Below are 16699 nucleotides of genomic sequence, written 5' to 3'. Positions count from 1 at the left end.
TCGACGCAGCTCGCGAAGTTCCAGGTCCTGAGCCAGGCGTCGACCGCGATGCTCGCCCAGGCCAACCAGAGCCAGCAGGGCGTCCTCAGCCTGATCCGCTAATCGCGGAGATAGCCGAAACGCATGGCGGCCCTTCGGGGCATTCCCGATCCTTCGTGGTCGGGGATGTCCTGGGGGCCGCTTTCCGTTGTCGCCCGCGCGCACGGGCATGACGGAATCTAATTGAAGGGTTCAGGCGTAGCCGGACAGGCGCTTTCGCAACCGGTCGAGCGCCGACTTCTTGATCTGGCAGATCCGCGCCGCGGTCACATCGAGCACTGCGCCGATTTCCTCGAGGTTGAGTTCCTCGATGAAGAACAGCTGCAGCACCATCTGCTCGCGCTCAGGCAAGCCAACGATCCCCTCGCGCACCAGCGCCTCGAGCTGCGAGCGTTCGATCGCGACCTCGGCATCTTCTTCCTCCGAAGCGAACCAGATGCTGTGCTCGGAGTAGACCTCGTCCATCGAATCCATCTGCACGTCGGCCGCCTGGTCGACACGGGCGAGGAATTCCTCTGGAGTCAGGCCCAGTTCCCCGGCCAGCTCGCTTTCCGAGGCTTCACGCCCCAATCGCGTGCGCAGCTTGTCCTGCGCGAGACGCAGGTCGCGGCGGAAATCGAGCGCCGAGCGACACAGATTGCTCTGCGAGCGCAGGTAATCCATCATCGCCCCGCGAATGCGCGTGCCGGCATAGGTCGAGAACTGGTAGCCCTGCTCCTCGTAGCGACGCGCGGCCTCGATCAGCGCGATCATGCCGATCTGGATCAGGTCCTCGACCTCGATCGTGGAAGGGGCGCGGCCGGCGACATGCCAGGCGATCTTGCGCACCAGCGGGACGTTTTCCTCGATCAGCTTGTTCGGATCAAGGCGCGCGGGTTCGCGGCCGTAAGTCAGCGTTTCAGCGGTTTGGAAATTCATCGTCTGACTCTCCTTACAGCTCGGTGAAGCTGTGATCGGCGGGCCGCGGGCCCGGGTTCTGCGCCTCGGCCCTGCCGCCGACGGTGGCGATCACTTCGACCGGCTTGTCGTCGGGCAGTTCGCGGAACGAGAGCACAGGCGTATCGGGGAAGCGCGGGCGCAACAGGTCCGACAGCGCCTTGCGCGCGGGCGGCGAGGTGACGAGCGCAAAATTCTGCTGGCGCAGCATCAACCGGTCGGCCGATTCCTCGATCGCGGACAGGATCCGCTGGCCGAGGCCCGGTTCGATCGGGAAGCTGGCATCGCCGGCGACCTTGATCGACTGGCCCAGCAGGGTCTCGAGTTCCGGGTCGAGCGTAACCACGGGCAGCGGCATGCTGACCGGGACCAGCGCCTGGATGATGATCGAGCCGATCCTCTGTCGCACGCGTTCGACCAGCAGCGGGATCTCGGTCGTGCCGTCGCCGGTCGCTTCGACCATTGCCGAGCACAGGCGGCGGAAATCCTTGAGCGGCACGCCTTCGCGCAGCAGCGCCTGGCAGATCGCCGAGACCGCGAACAGCGACAGCGGCTGGGGGGTGAGCCCTTCGACCAGCTCGGGCGCACGCTCCTTGAGCGCGTCGAGCAACATCTTGGCCTCGTCCATCCCGAACAGCTGCGAGGCGTTGAGGCGGATCATGTGGTTGAGGTGCGTCGCCATAACGGTCGAGGCATCGACCACGGTGTAACCGAGCACGATCGCTTCGGAGCGCTTGTCGGCCGAAATCCAGCGCGCATCCATGCCGAAGGTCGGATCCTTGCACACGCGGCCCTCGATCTCCTCGTCGATATCGCCGCTGTCGATCGCGAGCATGTCTTCCGGCCAGATCGTGCCTTCGGCGATCACGGTGCCACCGATGGTGAGGCGATAATCATTCGGATCGAGCGTGAGATCGTCCTTGATCCGCACCAGCGGGATCACGAAGCCGAGTTCCTTCGAGAGCTGCTTGCGGATGCCGGTGACCCGCTTCATCAGCGGCGCGTCCTTGCGCTCGTCGACCAGCGAGGTGAGCGCGTAGCCGACCTCGATCCCAAGCAGCGCCTCGTCGGAGACGTCGGTCCAGCGGATCACGTTGGGATTGGGCGCCGGTTCGGCGTCGGCCTCTTCCTCGACCGGCTGCGGGCGCGAGAACTTCCACGCGAAATAGCTGGCGACCGCCGCGGCGGGCAGGATCACCATCGACGGCATGCCTGGCAAGATGCCGAGGATGCCGAGAATCGTGGCGACCGGGACCCAGGCCTTGGCCGAACCGAACTGCGAGGAGATCTGCCCCGGAAGGTCAAAGGGCGAGGACACGCGGGTGACGATCGCCGCGGCGGCGATCGAGAGCAGCAGCGCCGGGACCTGCGCCACCAGCGCATCGCCGATCGCGAGCATGGTGTAGGTCGAGGCGGCATCGCCCATGGCCATGTCGTGGCTGACCACGCCAAGGATGATCCCGCCGATGATGTTGATCACGAGGATCAGGACGCCGGCGATGGCATCGCCCTTCACGAACTTGCTGGCACCGTCCATTGATCCGTAGAAATCGGCTTCGGTGGCGACGTCGACGCGGCGCTGCTTGGCTTCTTCGGGCGTGATCAGGCCGGCACCGAGATCGGCGTCGATCGCCATCTGCTTGCCGGGCAGCGCGTCGAGGGTGAATCGCGCGCTGACTTCGGACACGCGGCCGGCACCCTTGGTGATCACGACCAGGTTGATGATCATCAGGATCGCGAAGACGAACAGGCCGACGACATAGTCGCCGCCGATCAGCATCGTGCCAAAGGCCTCGATTACGTCACCCGCCGCGTCGCCGCCTTCATGCCCGTTGACCAGCACGACGCGGGTCGAGGCGACGTTGAGGCCGAGACGCAGCAGGGTGGCGAACAGCAGCACGGTCGGGAAGCTCGAGAAGTCGAGTGGCTTCGACGCATTGAGCGCGACCATCAGCACCGCGAGCGAGATCATGATGTTGGTGATGAAGCCGACGTCGAGAATGAACGCGGGCACCGGGAGCACCAGGAACACGACAAGCAGCAGCGTGGCGGCGGGGAGGAGCCCGGCGCGGATATCGAAGAGAGACGACAGCGAGGAGGATTTGGTGGTCATGAAAGGTCTCAGGCTCCCATCGACGCGAGCAGCATGTAGGCCATCCGCGCATTGTCGTTATTGTTGAGGTCGATGTCGCTCGGCTTGGCGCGCTGGCTGGCGAGGCGAAGGTAGTCGGCCGGCTGCACGAACGGCAGGTCGTTGCCGCCCGGCCGATCCTTGCCGCCTGCCGCCGGCACCTTGGCATCGGCGCCGAGCTTGGCGGCGAAGCGGTCGCGGATTTCGTCGAGACTGCGCGCGCGCCCGTTCGAGGCATAGAAGACGTTGCGGTTGGCGCGCGCGGCACTGCCGAACAGCGGCGCGGCGGCGGCATCGGGATTGGCGGAATGGGCAGAGAGGAACTTGTGCGCGCCGCCGGCCCCGAGGAAATGGGCGAGGTAGAGATCGACCGGTGCCATCTCGCGACCGAGCCGGCGTTCGAGATAGTCGCGATTGTCGGCGGCGAATTCGCCCGCCATCACCGCTGCGGCCTCGGGGTTCTTGCGCAGGTCGAGGATCTTCTGCCGCATCGCCGCATCGGGCACGTGAAAGCCCCCGCTGCCGTCGCGCCGGATCGCGCCTGCAGCCCAGTCGAGCCCGTGCTTGCTGCCGTGCTCGTAGACGGTCGCAAGCCAGCTCTGGCTGATGAACTGGTAAAGCCCGGTGGCCGAGCTGGTGGGCGCCTTGGCGTTGGGATTCATCCCGCTTTCGATGCGGGCCTGGCCCATCAGATAATCGAAATCGACGCCGGTCCGGCGGGCGGACTGCGCGATGGCGCGAGTGATGCGGTCAGTCCCTCCCCGAACGGAGGTGTCGATGGTCGATGGCACGTGATGGCTCCTTTGTTCGAAGGACCATCAGCAAGAGCCGTGCCAATTTCTGCAGGATTTGCGCGTGGAAAAGAAAAACCGCCCCGGTTTCAGGACCGGGGCGGCAGTTGGGGACCTGGTTATGAAGAGGTTGGGTGAGGCAGGTCGTTAGAATGAAGGCCTTCGTCAGGCGGCGCGCGGCCCGTAGAGGAGCGGACCCTCGTCCACGCCGAGCATCTGCAGCCGCTCGCGCGTTTGGTCGGTCAACACGCGCAGCCGGTGCGCGGCGGCGTGCGACAGGCGTTCGACATGCTCGAGCGCCTCGCGGGTTTCGGCATCCGCATAGAGCGCGGAAATGTCCTCGATCTCATCGATCAGGCCCGAAAGGTCTCCCGACGCTTCGAGGATGGCATGCGCATCGCACGCATCCAGTGCGGCGATCAGGCGTTCCTGGGCTTGCTGGATCTTTGCAACCTGCACGGTCAGGCGTCGCCGAAGATATCGAGCGCGATCATCTTCTGGGCGAGCTTGCCCGGATCGACGAGATAGCGTCCTTCCGAGATCGCGGAGCGCAGTTCGTCGATCCGCGACTGGTCGACCGGCGCGCCGAGCTTGGCAATCGCGGCCGCGTCGGATTCACGCACCGAGGATTCATCGCGCACGGGACGCGCTTCGGAAGCGGCCGACACCGATTTCGCGCCGGCGCTGCGCAGGCCGGTGGCTGATACGGGGCCGTAACCGGACGGTCGATCGAGTTTCATGGTGTACCTCTTCTAGTTCTCGACACCGGTAACGGCGGCGCATTCGGGTTCTTAAGAAAAAATTTTTCGCGGGTTCGTCTTTTTACCGATCCGACGGCACGGTGACTTCGCCCACGCCCGTGACACGGGCAAGGATCGGCTTGGAGCGACGGTCTGCGCGGACCGAGATCATGTCGCCCACGCGTCCCGAACGATCGGCGATCATCGTGCGCGAGAGCGAATATCCATTGCCTTCGACGGTCAGGCGCACGGCCTGGCCTCGCGTCACCGCATCGCGCTGCTCGCGCTCGGACGCGGCGGTTACGGATGAGCCCTGCGTTCCCGATTCGAGCAGCAGCGGCACGCGGATCGACCAGCCGACCGACTGGCAGCGGACCACGGCGGCGCCGAGGACCGGACCCGATACGGTCGGGAATTCGGGACAGGCCTTGAGCTTCAGGCGACGGTCGACCGGTGCACGCGCACCGCCGGGTTCGCCGATCTCGGCCCCCATGCTCGCGGCGACGGCGACGTCGAGCGCGTCGAGATCCTGGAAATCGGACGCCAGGGCGGGCACGCTCGCCATGGCGAGGACGGCGATCGCCGACAAGGCGGCTGGCTTGCGGATCATGGGACGCACCTTTTCTTTGCTGCGGTTCAATTCTCCCGTGGCTCTAGCAAGGCGCGTGCCAGATCAGTCGCGCGGCGCGCCCGCCGCGATCGTTATGGTGACGAGACCCGCTTCGCTTCCGTCTCGCGGCAGTTGCGGATCGATCCGTTCGTCGCTCACGCCCGCCTGCTTGAGTGCGTAGAGGATCGACGCGGTCCGCGCGGCCGCGATCTCCCACTCGTCGAGGCGCCCGGCTCCGTCCGATGCATCGGGCGCGACGCTGACGCGGACGACACCAATGCGCGCGTCCTCGACCAGGCGCGCGAGCCAGGCACGCCCTTCCGGCGCCAGCCGCGCCTCGCCCGGCTCGAAGACCTGTACGATCGGACGGCGGAGGACGTACTCGGAGCCCGGTTCGGCGACGGGTTCGAGAGCCGGCCCGGCGGCGGACTCCTCGTCGCGCCGCTCGAGATCCCCGACCAGCGCAAGCGAGCCCAGCAGGATCAGCGTGAGGTCGACGAAGCCGACGAGCGAGCGCGTGTTCTTCACGACGCCTGCGCGACGCCCGCGAGCGCGCCTTTCTTCAGATCGAGTACGCGGCCGTGATCGGTACCGTCCGGATATTCGCGCCGGGCGAGCGCCAGCATGCGGCTGGCGGTCTGTTCCTGCCATTCAGCCTCGATCGCGGAGACCAGTTCGAGCCTGCGCGCGAGCGGGCCCGCGACCAGGTGCGCGAGGACGAGGCCGTAGAGGCTTGTGAGCAGGCACAGCGCCATCGCGAGCCCGATCCCCTGCGAGCTCTGCATGACCGCGAACATTTGCACCAGGCCGACCACGGTGCCGAGCATGCCCAGCGCGGGTGCCGCATCGGCGATGTCGTTCCACACGCGCACCGTGCGCTGGCGCTGCGCGATATGGCGGTCGAGCAGATTGCTGATCGCGCGGGAGAAGCCGGCATAGCTGGTTTCGTCGGACATCAGCCGGCTGGCTTCGTGGGTGAAGGGACAGGTCTGCGGCCCGCGGTCGGCGCAAGCGACGCCGCGGCGATCGACGATATCCTCGACGATCAGGCGGGCGAGCCGGCTGCGCTCGCCATCGCGCGAAACGGTGAGCAGGCGCCGAAGGCCGCCGATTGCCTCGCGGATCGCACCGAAGCCGTTCTGGATCCACGCGATCGCGAGACTGCCGAGCCCGACGATTGCCAGCGCGGCGGGATCGATCAGCAGGGTCCAGTCCATCGGTGCTTCGATCACGCGGCCTATCTCCTCGCCAGAACGGCAAAAGCTTGCCGGGCGGCAAGATCTTGCCGCTCGGGGCGAAGGCTTGTCGCAACCCGCAGAAACGCTTGGTTTCGAGCGCAGGAAGCCATTTGGCACGGGGTTTGCTTAATCCCCGGGGCAATCCATTCGTCCAACGCCCTTCACGGCAAAAGGCGAGCAGACTTAAGCAGGAATTCGAGTGATGGCAGACAAGATTTTCGGCATTCACGGGGATGCATTGCGGCTTCGCTCGCAGCGCCTCTCCATGCTCGCCTCCAACATCGCGAACAGCGCGACGCCCGGCTACAAGGCGAAGGACCTCGATTTCGAGCGCGCCATGCAGGAAGTGCGCGGCGGCAGCGATGCCGACCGCGCGGCCAAGGGCAATGCCGGCTATCGCATCCCGCTCAATCCCTCGCTCGATGGCAACACAGTCGAGCTTTCCACCGAACAGACGCTCTTCGCCGAAAACGCGGTGGGCTATTCGACCACGCTGTCCTTCCTCGAAGGCCGCGTGGCGACGCTGACCCGCGCCTTGAAAGGGGAATGATCCATGCCCGGTAACCTGAACATCTTCGACATTTCGGGGCGCGCGATGTCCGCGCAGCTGACCCGGATGAACACCACCGCGTCGAACCTCGCCAATGCGCGCACGACCTACAGCAGCGCCGAGGAAGCCTATCGCGCGCTCAAGCCGGTCTTCCGCTCGGTCGAGGGCGGCGACGGTATCGCCACCGTCGATGTCGAGCAGGTCGTCAAATCGAACATCGAACCGCGCATGCGCCACGATCCGAACAACCCGCTCGCCGACGCAGACGGCAATGTGTGGGATGCGGGCGTCGACGAGGCGGCCGAGCTGATCGACATGATCGAGACCGCCCGCCAGTACCAGAACAACGTCCAGGTGCTGCAGACGGCGAAATCGCTCATCCTCGACACCGTGAAGATGGGACGCTGATCATGATTTCCAGCACGCTCCCCGCGGGTCTCACCGTCGCCCAGCCCAAGAACGCCAAGGGCGGCGAGGACATGGGCCAGGCCCAGTTCCTCCAGCTGATGACTGCCCAGCTCAAGTTCCAGGATCCGTTCGATCCGGTCGACAATACGGCCATGGTCGCGCAGATGGCGCAATTCAGCCAGGTCGCCGGCATCGCCGAGATGAACGCCTCGCTGAAAGGCATTTCCGAGGCCTTCAGCGCCTCGCGCCTGTCCGAAGCGAGCAATTATATCGGCAAGTCGGTGCTCGCCGAGAGCAAGACCGCGGCAATGGATCGCGGCGGTGTGTACCGCGGCGAAGTCACGCTTGCCGGGCCGAGCGACAACCTCACCATCGAACTGGTCGACCAGAAGGGCAACGTCGTGCGCAGCGCCACAGGCCCGGCCCAGGCGGGCCCCGTTCCGTTCGGTTTCGCCAGCGTCGACGAGAACGGCCAGCCGGTCGATCTCGGGCCGCTGCGCGTCCGCGTATCGGGCGGCGTCGCCAGCTCGACCGCCGCCTGGCTGCCGGTCTCGGCGGTCAACAGTTCCAGCGCGGGCACGACGCTTACCACCCCCGCCGGACCGATCGACATCAACACCATTCGCGGCGTCAGCTGACCGCCGGGACCCAAGTCTCAACAGGAGAACCAAGCAATGTCCTTTCTCACTTCCCTTTCGGGCCTGAAGGCCGCGCAGACCGACCTCTCGGTGGTCTCGAACAACATCGCCAACGGCAACTCGACCGGCTTCAAGAAGAGCCGCGCCTCTTTCGGTGACCTGTTCGCGGCCTCGCCGACGCAGGCGACCAAGAAGATCGCCGGCCAGGGCGTCCAGCTGCAGGGCATCACCCAGCAGTTCACCCAGGGCACCTTGCAGAGCACCGATCGCACGCTCGACCTCGCGGTCGCCGGCGAAGGTTTCTTCACCGTCAAGAGTCCCGATGCGACGGCATCGATCACCTACACCCGCAACGGCGCGTTCAGCGTCAACAACGACCGCGAAGTGGTCGACAGCACCGGCAACATCGTCCAGCTCCTGCCGGTCGATGCCAACGGCGTGATCACCTCGACCGATCCGGCCGACATGACCAACCTGGTCCTGCCCTCCAACGATCCGAGCGATCCCGCCGCCGTGCTCGCCAATATCAACGTCGACACCAACGGCACGATCGTCGCGACCTATTCGAACGGCAACCAGCAGGCGCTGGGCAGCCTTGCCATGGCGAGCTTCGTTGCGGTCGAGGGCCTGCGCCCGGTCGGCGACGCGCACTGGCAGGCCACCGGCCAGTCGGGCCTCGCCCAGCTCGTCCAGGCCGGCTCCGGCCCGATGGGTTCGGTCCGTTCGGGTTCGCTCGAAACCGCCAATATCGACATCACCGAAGAGCTGGTGTCGCTGATCGCGGCGCAGCGCAACTTCCAGGCCAACGCGCAGGCGATCGAGACCGCCAACAACATGACGCAGACGATCGTCAACCTGCAGGTCTGATGATCGCCTCCGCGAGCTGACGACCCCGTTTCACCGACTCATCGAGGGACATTCCCATGGACCGCATGATCCATCTCAACCTTCGCGCCATGCAGGGCGTGCTGAACCGCCAGACGGCGATCGCGCACAACATGGCCAATGCCGACACCACCGGCTTCAAGGCGGAGATCGTCACCGCACAGGCGAAATACCTGGAAGGCAAAGGCCTCCAGAGCCGTGCGACGGTGAACGAATACGTGCTGACCGCGGATCTCAACCCCGGTGCAGTCAAGGAAACGGGGCGTCCGCTCGACATCGCGATCGGGGGTCAGGGCATGCTTGCCGTGCAGGCCCCCAATGGAGACGAGGGTTACACCCGTCGCGGCGACCTGATGATGACCGAAAGCGGTCTCGTCACCACCGGCGACGGGCACCCCGTGCTCGGCGAAGGCGGGCCGCTGACACTGCCCCCGGCCGACAGCGTGCGCATTGCCGAGGATGGCGGTGTGTGGATCGTCCCGGCCGGCGGCAACCCCAACCAGCCGCAGCAGGTCGACCGGCTGCGCATCGTCAGCACCGCCGGCAGCGAGGTGGTGAAGGGCGAGGATACCCTCTTCCGGGTTAAGAATGGCGGCGTGCTGCCGTCAAATCCCGATGCAAGGCTTCGCAGTGGAGCCCTGGAGGGATCGAACGTGAACATGACCGAAGCGCTGGTCGACATGATCGAAACAAGCCGCGCTTACGAAACCCAGGTCAAGCTTCTGACGACCGCGAAGGAAATGGACGATGGCGGTGCCAGCGTCATGCAGCTTCCGCGCTGATCCCAGATATCCAGGAGATAGAACATGAGCAATTCCGCCTTGCAGGTCGCCCGCACCGGGCTCGACGCACAGAACACCAAGATGCGCGTGATCGCCAACAACCTGGCGAACGTGAACACCACCGGCTTCAAGCGCGACCGAGCGCAGTTCGAAACGCTGGCCTACCAGCAGGTCGTCCAGCAGGGTGCGCAGGCCGACCAGCAGAACCGCTTCGCCACCGGGCTTTCGCTCGGTACCGGCGTGGCGATCTCGGGCACCGCGCGGATCGAGACGCAGGGCTCGGTGCAGACCACCGGCAATGCGCTCGACCTCGCGATCGAAGGCGCGGGCTATTTCCAGGTCTCGCAGCCGGACGGCTCGATGGCCTACACCCGCTCGGGCAATTTCAACCTCACCGCGGACGGCACGATGGTGACCTCCGACGGCCTCCCGCTCGAACCGCAGATCCAGGTGCCCGAGGGCGCCACCGCGATCACCATCGGCGCCGACGGAACGGTTTCGGCCACGCTCGCCGGCCAGGCCGAACCGAGCGAACTCGGCCGCATCGAACTCGCCAATTTCGTCAACGGGGCCGGTCTCCAGTCGATTGGCAACAACCTGCTGAAGGAAACCGCCGCCAGCGGGGCCCCGATCGTGGGTGCCGGCGGCGAGGAAGGCCGCGGCCTGATGCGCCAGGGCGCGCTCGAGGGATCGAACGTCAACATCGTCGAAGAGCTCGTTGACATGATCGAAACCCAACGCGCCTACGAGGTGAATTCCAAGATGATCCAGGCGACCGACGAAATGCTCCAGTTCGCCAACCAGCAGCTCTGATCGGGGAGGGATAAAGCATGAAGAACATCATCATCGCCTTCGCCGCCGCACCGCTGCTCGCAGCCTGCATGGGCTCGAACGCCGCAGCGCCCGATCCGCGCTTTGCCGCGACCCTGCCCCCGCCGGCCCCGCCGCAGCAGGTCGTGCCGACCAACGACGGCTCGATCTTCCAGGCTTCGCAGGGCTATGCCCCGCTCACCTCGGGCGCGCGCGCCGCGCGCGTCGGCGACCTGCTGACCATCGCGCTGATCGAACGGACCCAGGCGGTCAAGTCGAACAGCGCCGATCTCGATCGCTCGGGCAATTTCGGCATCACCCCGCCGACCACCGGCCCGCTCGCTGTGTTCAAGCCGAGCGACGTCTCGATCGGCGGCGGCACCGATTTCTCGGGCGGCGCCAGCGCACAGCAGAGCAATTCGCTGCGCGGCGAGATCGCGGTCACCGTGGCCGAAGTCTATCCCAACGGTACCATGCTGGTACGCGGCGAGAAGCTGATCATGCTCAACCGCGGCGACGAATACATTCGCTTCAGCGGCCTCGTTCGCTCGACCGACATCAGTCCGGACAATGTGGTCGCCTCCTCGCGCGTCGCCGACGCGCGGATCAACTACGGTGGCGCTGGCGAAATCGCCGAGGGCAGCAAGCAAGGCTGGCTCCAGCGCTTCTTCAACAAGGTGAGTCCTTTCTGATGAAACGGATCATCTCCCTGTTCGCCTGCTTCGCCATCCTGATCGGTGCGACGAGCCCGGTGCGCGCCGAGCGCATCAAGGATCTCGGCACCTTCCAGGGCCTGCGCAGCAACCAGTTGACCGGCTACGGGATCGTGGTCGGCCTGCCCGGCACCGGCGACGACAGCCTCGAATACGCGACCGTCGCGATGAAGGGCGTCGCCAACCGGTTCGGGCTGACCCTGCCCCCGGGCGTCAACCCGGCGACCAAGAACGCCGCCGCGGTGCTCGTCACCGCCGAGCTTCCCGCGATGGCCAAGCCCGGCCAGCGCATCGACGTGACCGTCTCGGCCATCGGCAAGGCGAAGTCGTTGCGGGGCGGGACGCTGGTGATGATGCCGCTGATGGGTGCGGACGGCCAGATCTACGCGATGGCGCAGGGCAACCTCGCCGTCGGCGGTCTGGGCGTCGAGGGCCGCGACGGATCGACCACCACGGTCAATATCCCGTCGGTCGGCCGGATCGCCGGCGGGGCGACCGTCGAACGGCTGGTCGCGACCGGGTTCGAGCAGAGCCCCTACCTCACCTTCAACCTCGCCCAGGCCGACATCACCACCGCCCTGCGCGTGGCGGACCAGATCAACGAGCTTTCGGGCCAGGACCTCGCGGTCGCGACCGACGCGGTCTCGATCCGCATCCAGGCTCCGGCCGACCCGACCCAGCGCGTGCTGCTGATGGGCGCGATCGAGAACATGGACGTCAATCCGGGCGAAGCCCCGGCGCGCGTGATCGTCAACGCCCGCACCGGCACGGTGGTGATCAACGGCGCGGTCAAGATCAGCCCCGCGGCGGTGAGCCACGGATCGCTGACCGTTCGGGTCACCGAGAGCCCCGAGATCGTCCAGCCCGCGCCGTTCAGCCGTGGCCAGACCGCGGTCGAACAGCGCAGCGATATCGCGATCGAGCAGGAACCGGCTTCGGCCTTCATCACTCAGGGCGCATCGCTGTCGGAGATCGTCGAATCGATCAACGCGATCGGGGCCAGCCCGAGCGACCTCGCGGCGATCCTCGATGCGCTCAAGCAGGCCGGTGCGCTCAAGGCGGAGTTGATCATCCAGTGATCGATCCCACCGCCTTTTCGGCCAACCTGGCCGCCGGTACGACCGCCACGACCGATTCCGCTACCGCGGCGCGCAAGGAAGAACTGCGCGCCGCGGCGGAGGCGTTCGAGGCGGTGTTCCTGCGGCAGATGATCGGCTCGATGCGCAGCGCGTCGCTCGCCGAGGACATCTTTGGCAACCAGGGCACCGAGCAGTTCCGCGACATGCAGGACGCGCGGATGGCAGATGCCATGGCCGACAGCACCGAATTCGGCATCGCCGAGCTTCTACTGAAACAGTTCGAGGGCAGGATATGAGCGGATTGCTGACCATCGGGCGTTCCGCCCTGCGCGGCTACAGCACGGCGATGGAGACGGTGTCGCAGAACATCGCCAACGTCGAGAACGGCGACTATGTACGCCGCGACGTGCTGATGGGCGATGCCACCATCACCGGCTCGCTCAACCCGCTCTATTCGGTCCAGAGCGGCCTGAGTGGCACGCGCATCAACAAGATCGCACGTTCGGGCGACGAGTTCATGGAAGCGTCGGTGCGCCTCAGCGGCGCGGCATTGGTGCGCTCCGAAACGCTGACCGGGTGGCTCGGCTCGATCGAGACCGGGCTCGACAATGCCGGCGAGGACGTCGGCCAGCGCCTCACCGATTTCTATTCCCGCGCCGAGGAACTGGCCGCGGTGCCATTCGACAACGCGCTGCGCACGACCTTCATCAACGAGATCAACGCGACTGCGGAAACCTTCCGCCGCACCTCGGCCAACCTCAATCTCGCGATCGACCAGATTTCCGCGCGCGCCGGTTCCGAACTGATCGGTCTCAACCAGACCCTGGCCGATCTTTCGCGCACCAATTTCGACCTGCGCCGCACCCAGCCGGGCACCCAGGCGCATGCCGGCCTGCTCGACACGCGCGATGCGGCGCTGGCCGTCATCAGCGAGCGGCTCGATGCCGAGATCAGCCTCGGCGAAAACGGCGTGGCGACGGTCCGTTATGCCGGCGAAACGATCTCCGCGATCGGCGTCGTCGGCCAACTGAGCCTCGTCGAGAACGCCGACGGCAGCCTGCTGGTGCAGGTCAACGGCCAGGGCGGCAAGGTCCCGAGCGACGGCATGCTCGCCGGCATGAGCCGGGCGCGCAACGTCGCCGCCTCCGACCTCGCCCAGCTCGACCAGCTGGCCGAAGATTTCGCCACGCAGGTCAATGACTGGCACGCCAACGGGCGCACCGATACGGGAATCCCCGGCAAGGCGCTGCTTACCACCGGCGCAGGTGCAGCAGGGCTGTCCGCGATCCCGGCCATGGCAGCGGAACTCGCGGTCGCATCGGCCGACGGCAAGCCCAACGGCAACCTCCTCGGGCTCGCCGACCTGCGCGCTTCGGGCAATATCGAGCGCAACTGGAACCAGATCATCTCGGTCCATTCGAATCTCGTGATCGCCGCGCGCAACGAGCAATCGGCCGCGCAGGCGCTCGATCGCAACGCCCGCAGCGCGCGCGACGCGGTTTCGCGGGTCGACCTCGACCGCGAGACCGCCGACCTCATCCGGTTGCAGCAGGCCTACGAAGCCGCGAGCCGCGTGATTCAGGTCGCGCGCGAGACAACCCAGTCGATCCTCAACATCTTCTAGGCCGAGAAAGGCTGAACCCACCATGCTCTCGATCAACCGCAACCGCCCGCCCGACGCCGTCCAGAACCAGCTCGACCTGATGAAGTCGATCGGCGACCAGCAGAAGGCGATTTCGACCGGCAAGCGGCTGATCAAGCCGTCGGACGACCCGCAGGGCTGGCTCGAAGTCTCGGTCATCGCCCGCCAGCAGGGCAACGAGGAGGCCTGGGTCGCCAATATCGGGCGCGCCGAAACCCGCGCCGTGCAGGCCGAATCGAGCATGAGCGAGATCACCTCGGGATTGATCCGGGCGAAGGAACTTGTGCTCCAGTCGAACAACGATTCGATCAACGCGGTCAACCGCGAGGGGATCGCGATCGAACTCGAGGGCATCCTCGCCAATATCCGCGACATCATGACGCAGGACGATCCGTTCGGCGGCAAGTTGTTTGCCGAGATCGCGATCGAGGTGCCGATCGGCGGCACCCGCCACGTGATCGCCTCGCCGACGGCGCAGCAATTGTTCGGCAAGGCTCCCGGCTCTGCGCCCGGGGTCTCCATGATCGAGGACCTGTTGCTCGAGACGATCGATGCGGTCCGCAACGGTACCCAGGCCGATCGCAATTCGCGCCTGACCCCGCTCGACGGTGCGATCGACTACATGACCGCGATGCTGACCCAGCAGGGCGTCGCCCGCGGCCGGCTCGAAAGCGCGCGCAACCAGTTCATCGAAAGCCGGGTGGTGCTCGCCGAGCGGCGCCAGGAGATCGAGGACACCAATGTCAGCGAGGCGATCACCAAGCTCCAGGCGCTCGATATCTCGCTCGAGGCCGCGCAGGCGGTCTACGCCAAGATCACCCAGCGTTCGCTGCTCGACTACCTGCGCTGAGCGACGGTGCAAATTGCCTTAAACGGTGCAGCATCGCGCCGTTAACCCGTTACCCGAAATGCCCGCCTTGGATCGACCGATGGCGGGGAAGCTGCAACGAAGGAATCCACACTCATGATGCCCGCAATCGGCTTCGTCATCCTGATCGCCATGGTGTTCGGTGGCTTCATCATTTCGGGGGGCGACATGGGTGCCGTCCTCAAGGCCCTCCCGCTCGAGATGATGATCATCGGCGGTGCCGGCGTGGCGGCCCTGACGATCGGCAACAATGGCAGCCAGCTCAAGGCTGTGGGCGGTGGGTTCGCGAAAGCGTTCAAGGGCCCCAAGTACAAGCGCCAGGACTATCTCGACTGCATCTTCCTTTGCGGCAAGCTGATGAAGTTGCTCAAGACCGAAGGTCCGGTCGCGCTCGAACCGCATGTCGAAGAACCCGAAAACAGCGCGATCTTCGCCGAATTTCCGCGCCTCCTGGCCGACAAGACGCTCGTCTCGCTGATCTGCGACAGCCTGCGGCTGGTGGTAGTGAGCTCGGGCGACCTCGATCCCTATTCGGTCGAGGAGGTCGTCGACCAGCATCTCAAGACCCATCACAAGGAAGCGATGGGCCCGGCCAACAACCTGCAGTGGCTGGCCGATGCGCTGCCCGCGCTCGGCATCGTCGCCGCGGTGCTCGGCGTGGTCAAGACGATGGGTTCGATCGACCAGCCGCCCGCAGTCCTCGGCGGGATGATCGGTTCGGCGCTGGTCGGGACCTTCCTGGGCGTGCTGCTCGCCTACGGGCTGGTCGGCCCGATGGCCAACCGCGTGAAGGCGATCATCGAAGAGGATTGCATGATCTACGAGGTTGCCAAGCAGATCATCGTCGCGACGCTGCACGGGCATCCGCAGCCGCTGGTGATCGAAGCCGCCCGCTCGAGCCTGGGCCATGCCAACCAGCCGAGCTTCGCCGACGTCTTCGACGGCATGCGGGCGCGCTGAGCCATGGCCAGCCGCGCAGCCGGTACGGGCTCCAACCAGCGCCCGATCATCATCAAGAAGATCGTCGGCGGCGATCACGGCGCGCATCACGGCGGCGCTTGGAAGGTCGCCTATGCCGACTTCGTGACTGCGATGATGGCGTTCTTCCTGCTGATGTGGTTGCTCGGCGCGACCGATGAGGCGCAGCGCAAGGGGCTTGCGGATTATTTCTCGCCGACGCTGGTCGAGACAAAGCAGGGCAGCGCCGGTTCGGACGGCGTGTTCGGCGGCGATGCCATCGTGGCGCAGGACAGCTATCCGCATGCGCAGGGCCAGACGGGCACGAAGACGATGACGATCCCGAAGGACGCCACCGGCAGCAGGGACGGACGCGACGCCGACCTTAGCGCCGAGGACAAGCGCCAGTTCGAGGCGATCGAACGCGAGATCCGCCAGCGCATCAAGAACGAGGCGCAGCTGAGGGGTCTCGAGGAAAACCTTCGCTTCACCCAGACCGAGGAAGGCCTGCGGATCGAAGTGATCGACGCCGCCGATTTCGCGATGTTCGAGCTGTCCGACACCCGGCTCGTCCCGCGCGCGAGAAAATTGCTCATCGAGGTCGCGCAGACGATCACGGACATGCCCAACAAGATCGCCGTGCGCGGTCACACCGACAGCCTGCCCTATGCTGCCGGCAAGCGGATGAACAACTGGCTGCTGTCCGCCTCGCGCGCCGAAGCGACCCGCGAAGCGCTGCTCGCCGGCGGCGTGGCGGAGGGCCGTTTCGACAAGATCGAGGGAGTCGCCGACAAGCAGCCCTTCAACGCCGACGATTCGCGCGATCCGCGCAACCGCCGGATGTCGATCACGCTCAAGTCGCTGCGGGCCGAGTAGGAAAAG

General features: G+C 66.0%; 22 protein-coding genes. 14 read left to right on the top strand and 8 right to left on the bottom strand.

All coding sequences use genetic code 11. The annotated features are described in order from the left end of the window. A partial coding sequence (locus IEW49_RS13065; protein WP_268235654.1) for a flagellin occupies window positions 1–102 on the top strand: 102 nt, incomplete at its 5' end. A 129-nt stretch (window positions 103–231) separates the two neighbouring features. On the opposite strand, the gene IEW49_RS12730 is transcribed toward IEW49_RS13065, so the two are convergent. The 8 genes from IEW49_RS12730 to IEW49_RS12695 all read right to left on the bottom strand — a co-directional run bounded on the left by IEW49_RS12730 (window position 232) and on the right by IEW49_RS12695 (window position 6479). Beyond that, window positions 232–957 (bottom strand): sigma-70 family RNA polymerase sigma factor, encoded by a 726-nt coding sequence (locus IEW49_RS12730; protein ID WP_188643013.1) that lies wholly within the window; start codon window positions 955–957, stop codon window positions 232–234. A 13-nt stretch (window positions 958–970) separates the two neighbouring features. Next, on the bottom strand, window positions 971–3088 hold the full coding sequence (gene flhA / locus IEW49_RS12725) for a flagellar biosynthesis protein FlhA (protein ID WP_188643012.1): 2118 nt from the start codon (window positions 3086–3088) through the stop codon (window positions 971–973). Window positions 3089–3096: 8 nt separating this feature from the next. Beyond that, a complete protein-coding gene (locus IEW49_RS12720; protein ID WP_229658199.1) occupies window positions 3097–3897 on the bottom strand; it encodes a transglycosylase SLT domain-containing protein in 801 nt (266 codons plus the stop codon). A 165-nt stretch (window positions 3898–4062) separates the two neighbouring features. Further along, the gene (locus tag IEW49_RS12715; protein WP_188643011.1) at window positions 4063–4356 is read right to left on the bottom strand and encodes a hypothetical protein; all 294 of its coding nucleotides are present in this window, start codon (window positions 4354–4356) and stop codon (window positions 4063–4065) included. A gap of 2 nt (window positions 4357–4358) precedes the next feature. Next, complete coding sequence (gene flgM / locus IEW49_RS12710) at window positions 4359–4637, bottom strand: flagellar biosynthesis anti-sigma factor FlgM (RefSeq protein WP_188643010.1); 279 nt, start codon at window positions 4635–4637, stop codon at window positions 4359–4361. 82 nt (window positions 4638–4719) lie between these two features. After that, the gene (locus IEW49_RS12705) at window positions 4720–5247 is read right to left on the bottom strand and encodes a flagella basal body P-ring formation protein FlgA (protein WP_229658198.1); all 528 of its coding nucleotides are present in this window, start codon (window positions 5245–5247) and stop codon (window positions 4720–4722) included. Window positions 5248–5310: 63 nt separating this feature from the next. Then, a complete protein-coding gene (locus IEW49_RS12700) occupies window positions 5311–5775 on the bottom strand; it encodes an OmpA family protein (RefSeq protein ID WP_188643009.1) in 465 nt (154 codons plus the stop codon). Continuing rightward, entirely contained in the window at window positions 5772–6479 is a 708-nt protein-coding gene (locus IEW49_RS12695; RefSeq protein WP_188643008.1) for a MotA/TolQ/ExbB proton channel family protein, read from the bottom strand. Before IEW49_RS12695 ends, IEW49_RS12700 begins: the two co-directional genes overlap by 4 nt. A 208-nt stretch (window positions 6480–6687) precedes the next feature. Here IEW49_RS12695 and flgB point away from each other — a divergent pair, with 208 nt between their 5' ends. The 13 genes from flgB to IEW49_RS12630 all read left to right on the top strand — a co-directional run bounded on the left by flgB (window position 6688) and on the right by IEW49_RS12630 (window position 16693). Further along, window positions 6688–7035, top strand: a complete 348-nt coding sequence (gene flgB / locus IEW49_RS12690) for a flagellar basal body rod protein FlgB (RefSeq protein ID WP_188643007.1) — start codon at window positions 6688–6690, stop codon at window positions 7033–7035. A 3-nt stretch (window positions 7036–7038) separates the two neighbouring features. Further along, on the top strand, window positions 7039–7443 hold the full coding sequence (flgC, locus tag IEW49_RS12685) for a flagellar basal body rod protein FlgC (RefSeq protein ID WP_188643006.1): 405 nt from the start codon (window positions 7039–7041) through the stop codon (window positions 7441–7443). Between the two features lie 2 nt (window positions 7444–7445). Then, complete coding sequence (locus IEW49_RS12680; protein ID WP_188643005.1) at window positions 7446–8081, top strand: flagellar hook assembly protein FlgD; 636 nt, start codon at window positions 7446–7448, stop codon at window positions 8079–8081. Window positions 8082–8117: 36 nt separating this feature from the next. Beyond that, window positions 8118–8948, top strand: a complete 831-nt coding sequence (locus IEW49_RS12675; protein ID WP_188643004.1) for a flagellar hook-basal body complex protein — start codon at window positions 8118–8120, stop codon at window positions 8946–8948. A 56-nt stretch (window positions 8949–9004) separates the two neighbouring features. Further along, entirely contained in the window at window positions 9005–9748 is a 744-nt protein-coding gene (locus IEW49_RS12670) for a flagellar basal body rod protein FlgF (RefSeq protein WP_188643003.1), read from the top strand. A 24-nt stretch (window positions 9749–9772) separates the two neighbouring features. Then, a complete protein-coding gene (flgG, locus tag IEW49_RS12665) occupies window positions 9773–10561 on the top strand; it encodes a flagellar basal-body rod protein FlgG (RefSeq protein ID WP_188643002.1) in 789 nt (262 codons plus the stop codon). Between the two features lie 17 nt (window positions 10562–10578). Then, complete coding sequence (locus IEW49_RS12660) at window positions 10579–11250, top strand: flagellar basal body L-ring protein FlgH (protein WP_188643001.1); 672 nt, start codon at window positions 10579–10581, stop codon at window positions 11248–11250. Further along, entirely contained in the window at window positions 11250–12350 is a 1101-nt protein-coding gene (locus IEW49_RS12655) for a flagellar basal body P-ring protein FlgI (RefSeq protein ID WP_188643000.1), read from the top strand. The genes IEW49_RS12660 and IEW49_RS12655 overlap by 1 nt, the downstream gene beginning before the upstream one ends. Further along, complete coding sequence (locus IEW49_RS13145) at window positions 12347–12646, top strand: rod-binding protein (protein ID WP_229658197.1); 300 nt, start codon at window positions 12347–12349, stop codon at window positions 12644–12646. Before IEW49_RS12655 ends, IEW49_RS13145 begins: the two co-directional genes overlap by 4 nt. Then, complete coding sequence (locus IEW49_RS12645) at window positions 12643–13974, top strand: flagellar hook-associated protein FlgK (protein ID WP_188642999.1); 1332 nt, start codon at window positions 12643–12645, stop codon at window positions 13972–13974. Before IEW49_RS13145 ends, IEW49_RS12645 begins: the two co-directional genes overlap by 4 nt. Window positions 13975–13996: 22 nt before the next feature. Continuing rightward, window positions 13997–14842: a flagellin gene (locus IEW49_RS12640; RefSeq protein WP_188642998.1), complete on the top strand. Its 846-nt coding sequence runs from the start codon at window positions 13997–13999 to the stop codon at window positions 14840–14842. Between the two features lie 114 nt (window positions 14843–14956). Further along, on the top strand, window positions 14957–15820 hold the full coding sequence (gene motA, locus IEW49_RS12635; RefSeq protein WP_188642997.1) for a flagellar motor stator protein MotA: 864 nt from the start codon (window positions 14957–14959) through the stop codon (window positions 15818–15820). A gap of 3 nt (window positions 15821–15823) precedes the next feature. Then, complete coding sequence (locus tag IEW49_RS12630; RefSeq protein ID WP_188642996.1) at window positions 15824–16693, top strand: flagellar motor protein MotB; 870 nt, start codon at window positions 15824–15826, stop codon at window positions 16691–16693. The last annotated feature ends 6 nt before the right edge of the window (window positions 16694–16699 follow it).

It is taken from the genome of Pseudoblastomonas marina (assembly GCF_014641655.1).
GTDB lineage: Bacteria > Pseudomonadota > Alphaproteobacteria > Sphingomonadales > Sphingomonadaceae > Alteriqipengyuania_A > Alteriqipengyuania_A marina.
This window is presented reverse-complemented; position numbering and strand designations above follow the sequence as displayed.

Bases quoted from the DNA above. Each gene is read 5' to 3' on its own strand.
- flgM (WP_188643010.1), bottom strand. From the start codon at position 4,637: ATGAAACTCGATCGACCGTCCGGTTACGGCCCCGTATCAGCCACCGGC.
- IEW49_RS12675 (WP_188643004.1), top strand. From the start codon at position 8,118: ATGTCCTTTCTCACTTCCCTTTCGGGCCTGAAGGCCGCGCAGACCGAC.
- flhA (WP_188643012.1), bottom strand. From the start codon at position 3,088: ATGACCACCAAATCCTCCTCGCTGTCGTCTCTCTTCGATATCCGCGCC.
- motA (WP_188642997.1), top strand. From the start codon at position 14,957: ATGATGCCCGCAATCGGCTTCGTCATCCTGATCGCCATGGTGTTCGGT.
- IEW49_RS12730 (WP_188643013.1), bottom strand. From the start codon at position 957: ATGAATTTCCAAACCGCTGAAACGCTGACTTACGGCCGCGAACCCGCG.
- IEW49_RS12670 (WP_188643003.1), top strand. From the start codon at position 9,005: ATGGACCGCATGATCCATCTCAACCTTCGCGCCATGCAGGGCGTGCTG.
- IEW49_RS12640 (WP_188642998.1), top strand. From the start codon at position 13,997: ATGCTCTCGATCAACCGCAACCGCCCGCCCGACGCCGTCCAGAACCAG.
- IEW49_RS12705 (WP_229658198.1), bottom strand. From the start codon at position 5,247: ATGATCCGCAAGCCAGCCGCCTTGTCGGCGATCGCCGTCCTCGCCATG.
- IEW49_RS12660 (WP_188643001.1), top strand. From the start codon at position 10,579: ATGAAGAACATCATCATCGCCTTCGCCGCCGCACCGCTGCTCGCAGCC.
- IEW49_RS12630 (WP_188642996.1), top strand. From the start codon at position 15,824: ATGGCCAGCCGCGCAGCCGGTACGGGCTCCAACCAGCGCCCGATCATC.
- IEW49_RS12680 (WP_188643005.1), top strand. From the start codon at position 7,446: ATGATTTCCAGCACGCTCCCCGCGGGTCTCACCGTCGCCCAGCCCAAG.
- flgB (WP_188643007.1), top strand. From the start codon at position 6,688: ATGGCAGACAAGATTTTCGGCATTCACGGGGATGCATTGCGGCTTCGC.
- IEW49_RS12645 (WP_188642999.1), top strand. From the start codon at position 12,643: ATGAGCGGATTGCTGACCATCGGGCGTTCCGCCCTGCGCGGCTACAGC.
- flgC (WP_188643006.1), top strand. From the start codon at position 7,039: ATGCCCGGTAACCTGAACATCTTCGACATTTCGGGGCGCGCGATGTCC.
- flgG (WP_188643002.1), top strand. From the start codon at position 9,773: ATGAGCAATTCCGCCTTGCAGGTCGCCCGCACCGGGCTCGACGCACAG.
- IEW49_RS12655 (WP_188643000.1), top strand. From the start codon at position 11,250: ATGAAACGGATCATCTCCCTGTTCGCCTGCTTCGCCATCCTGATCGGT.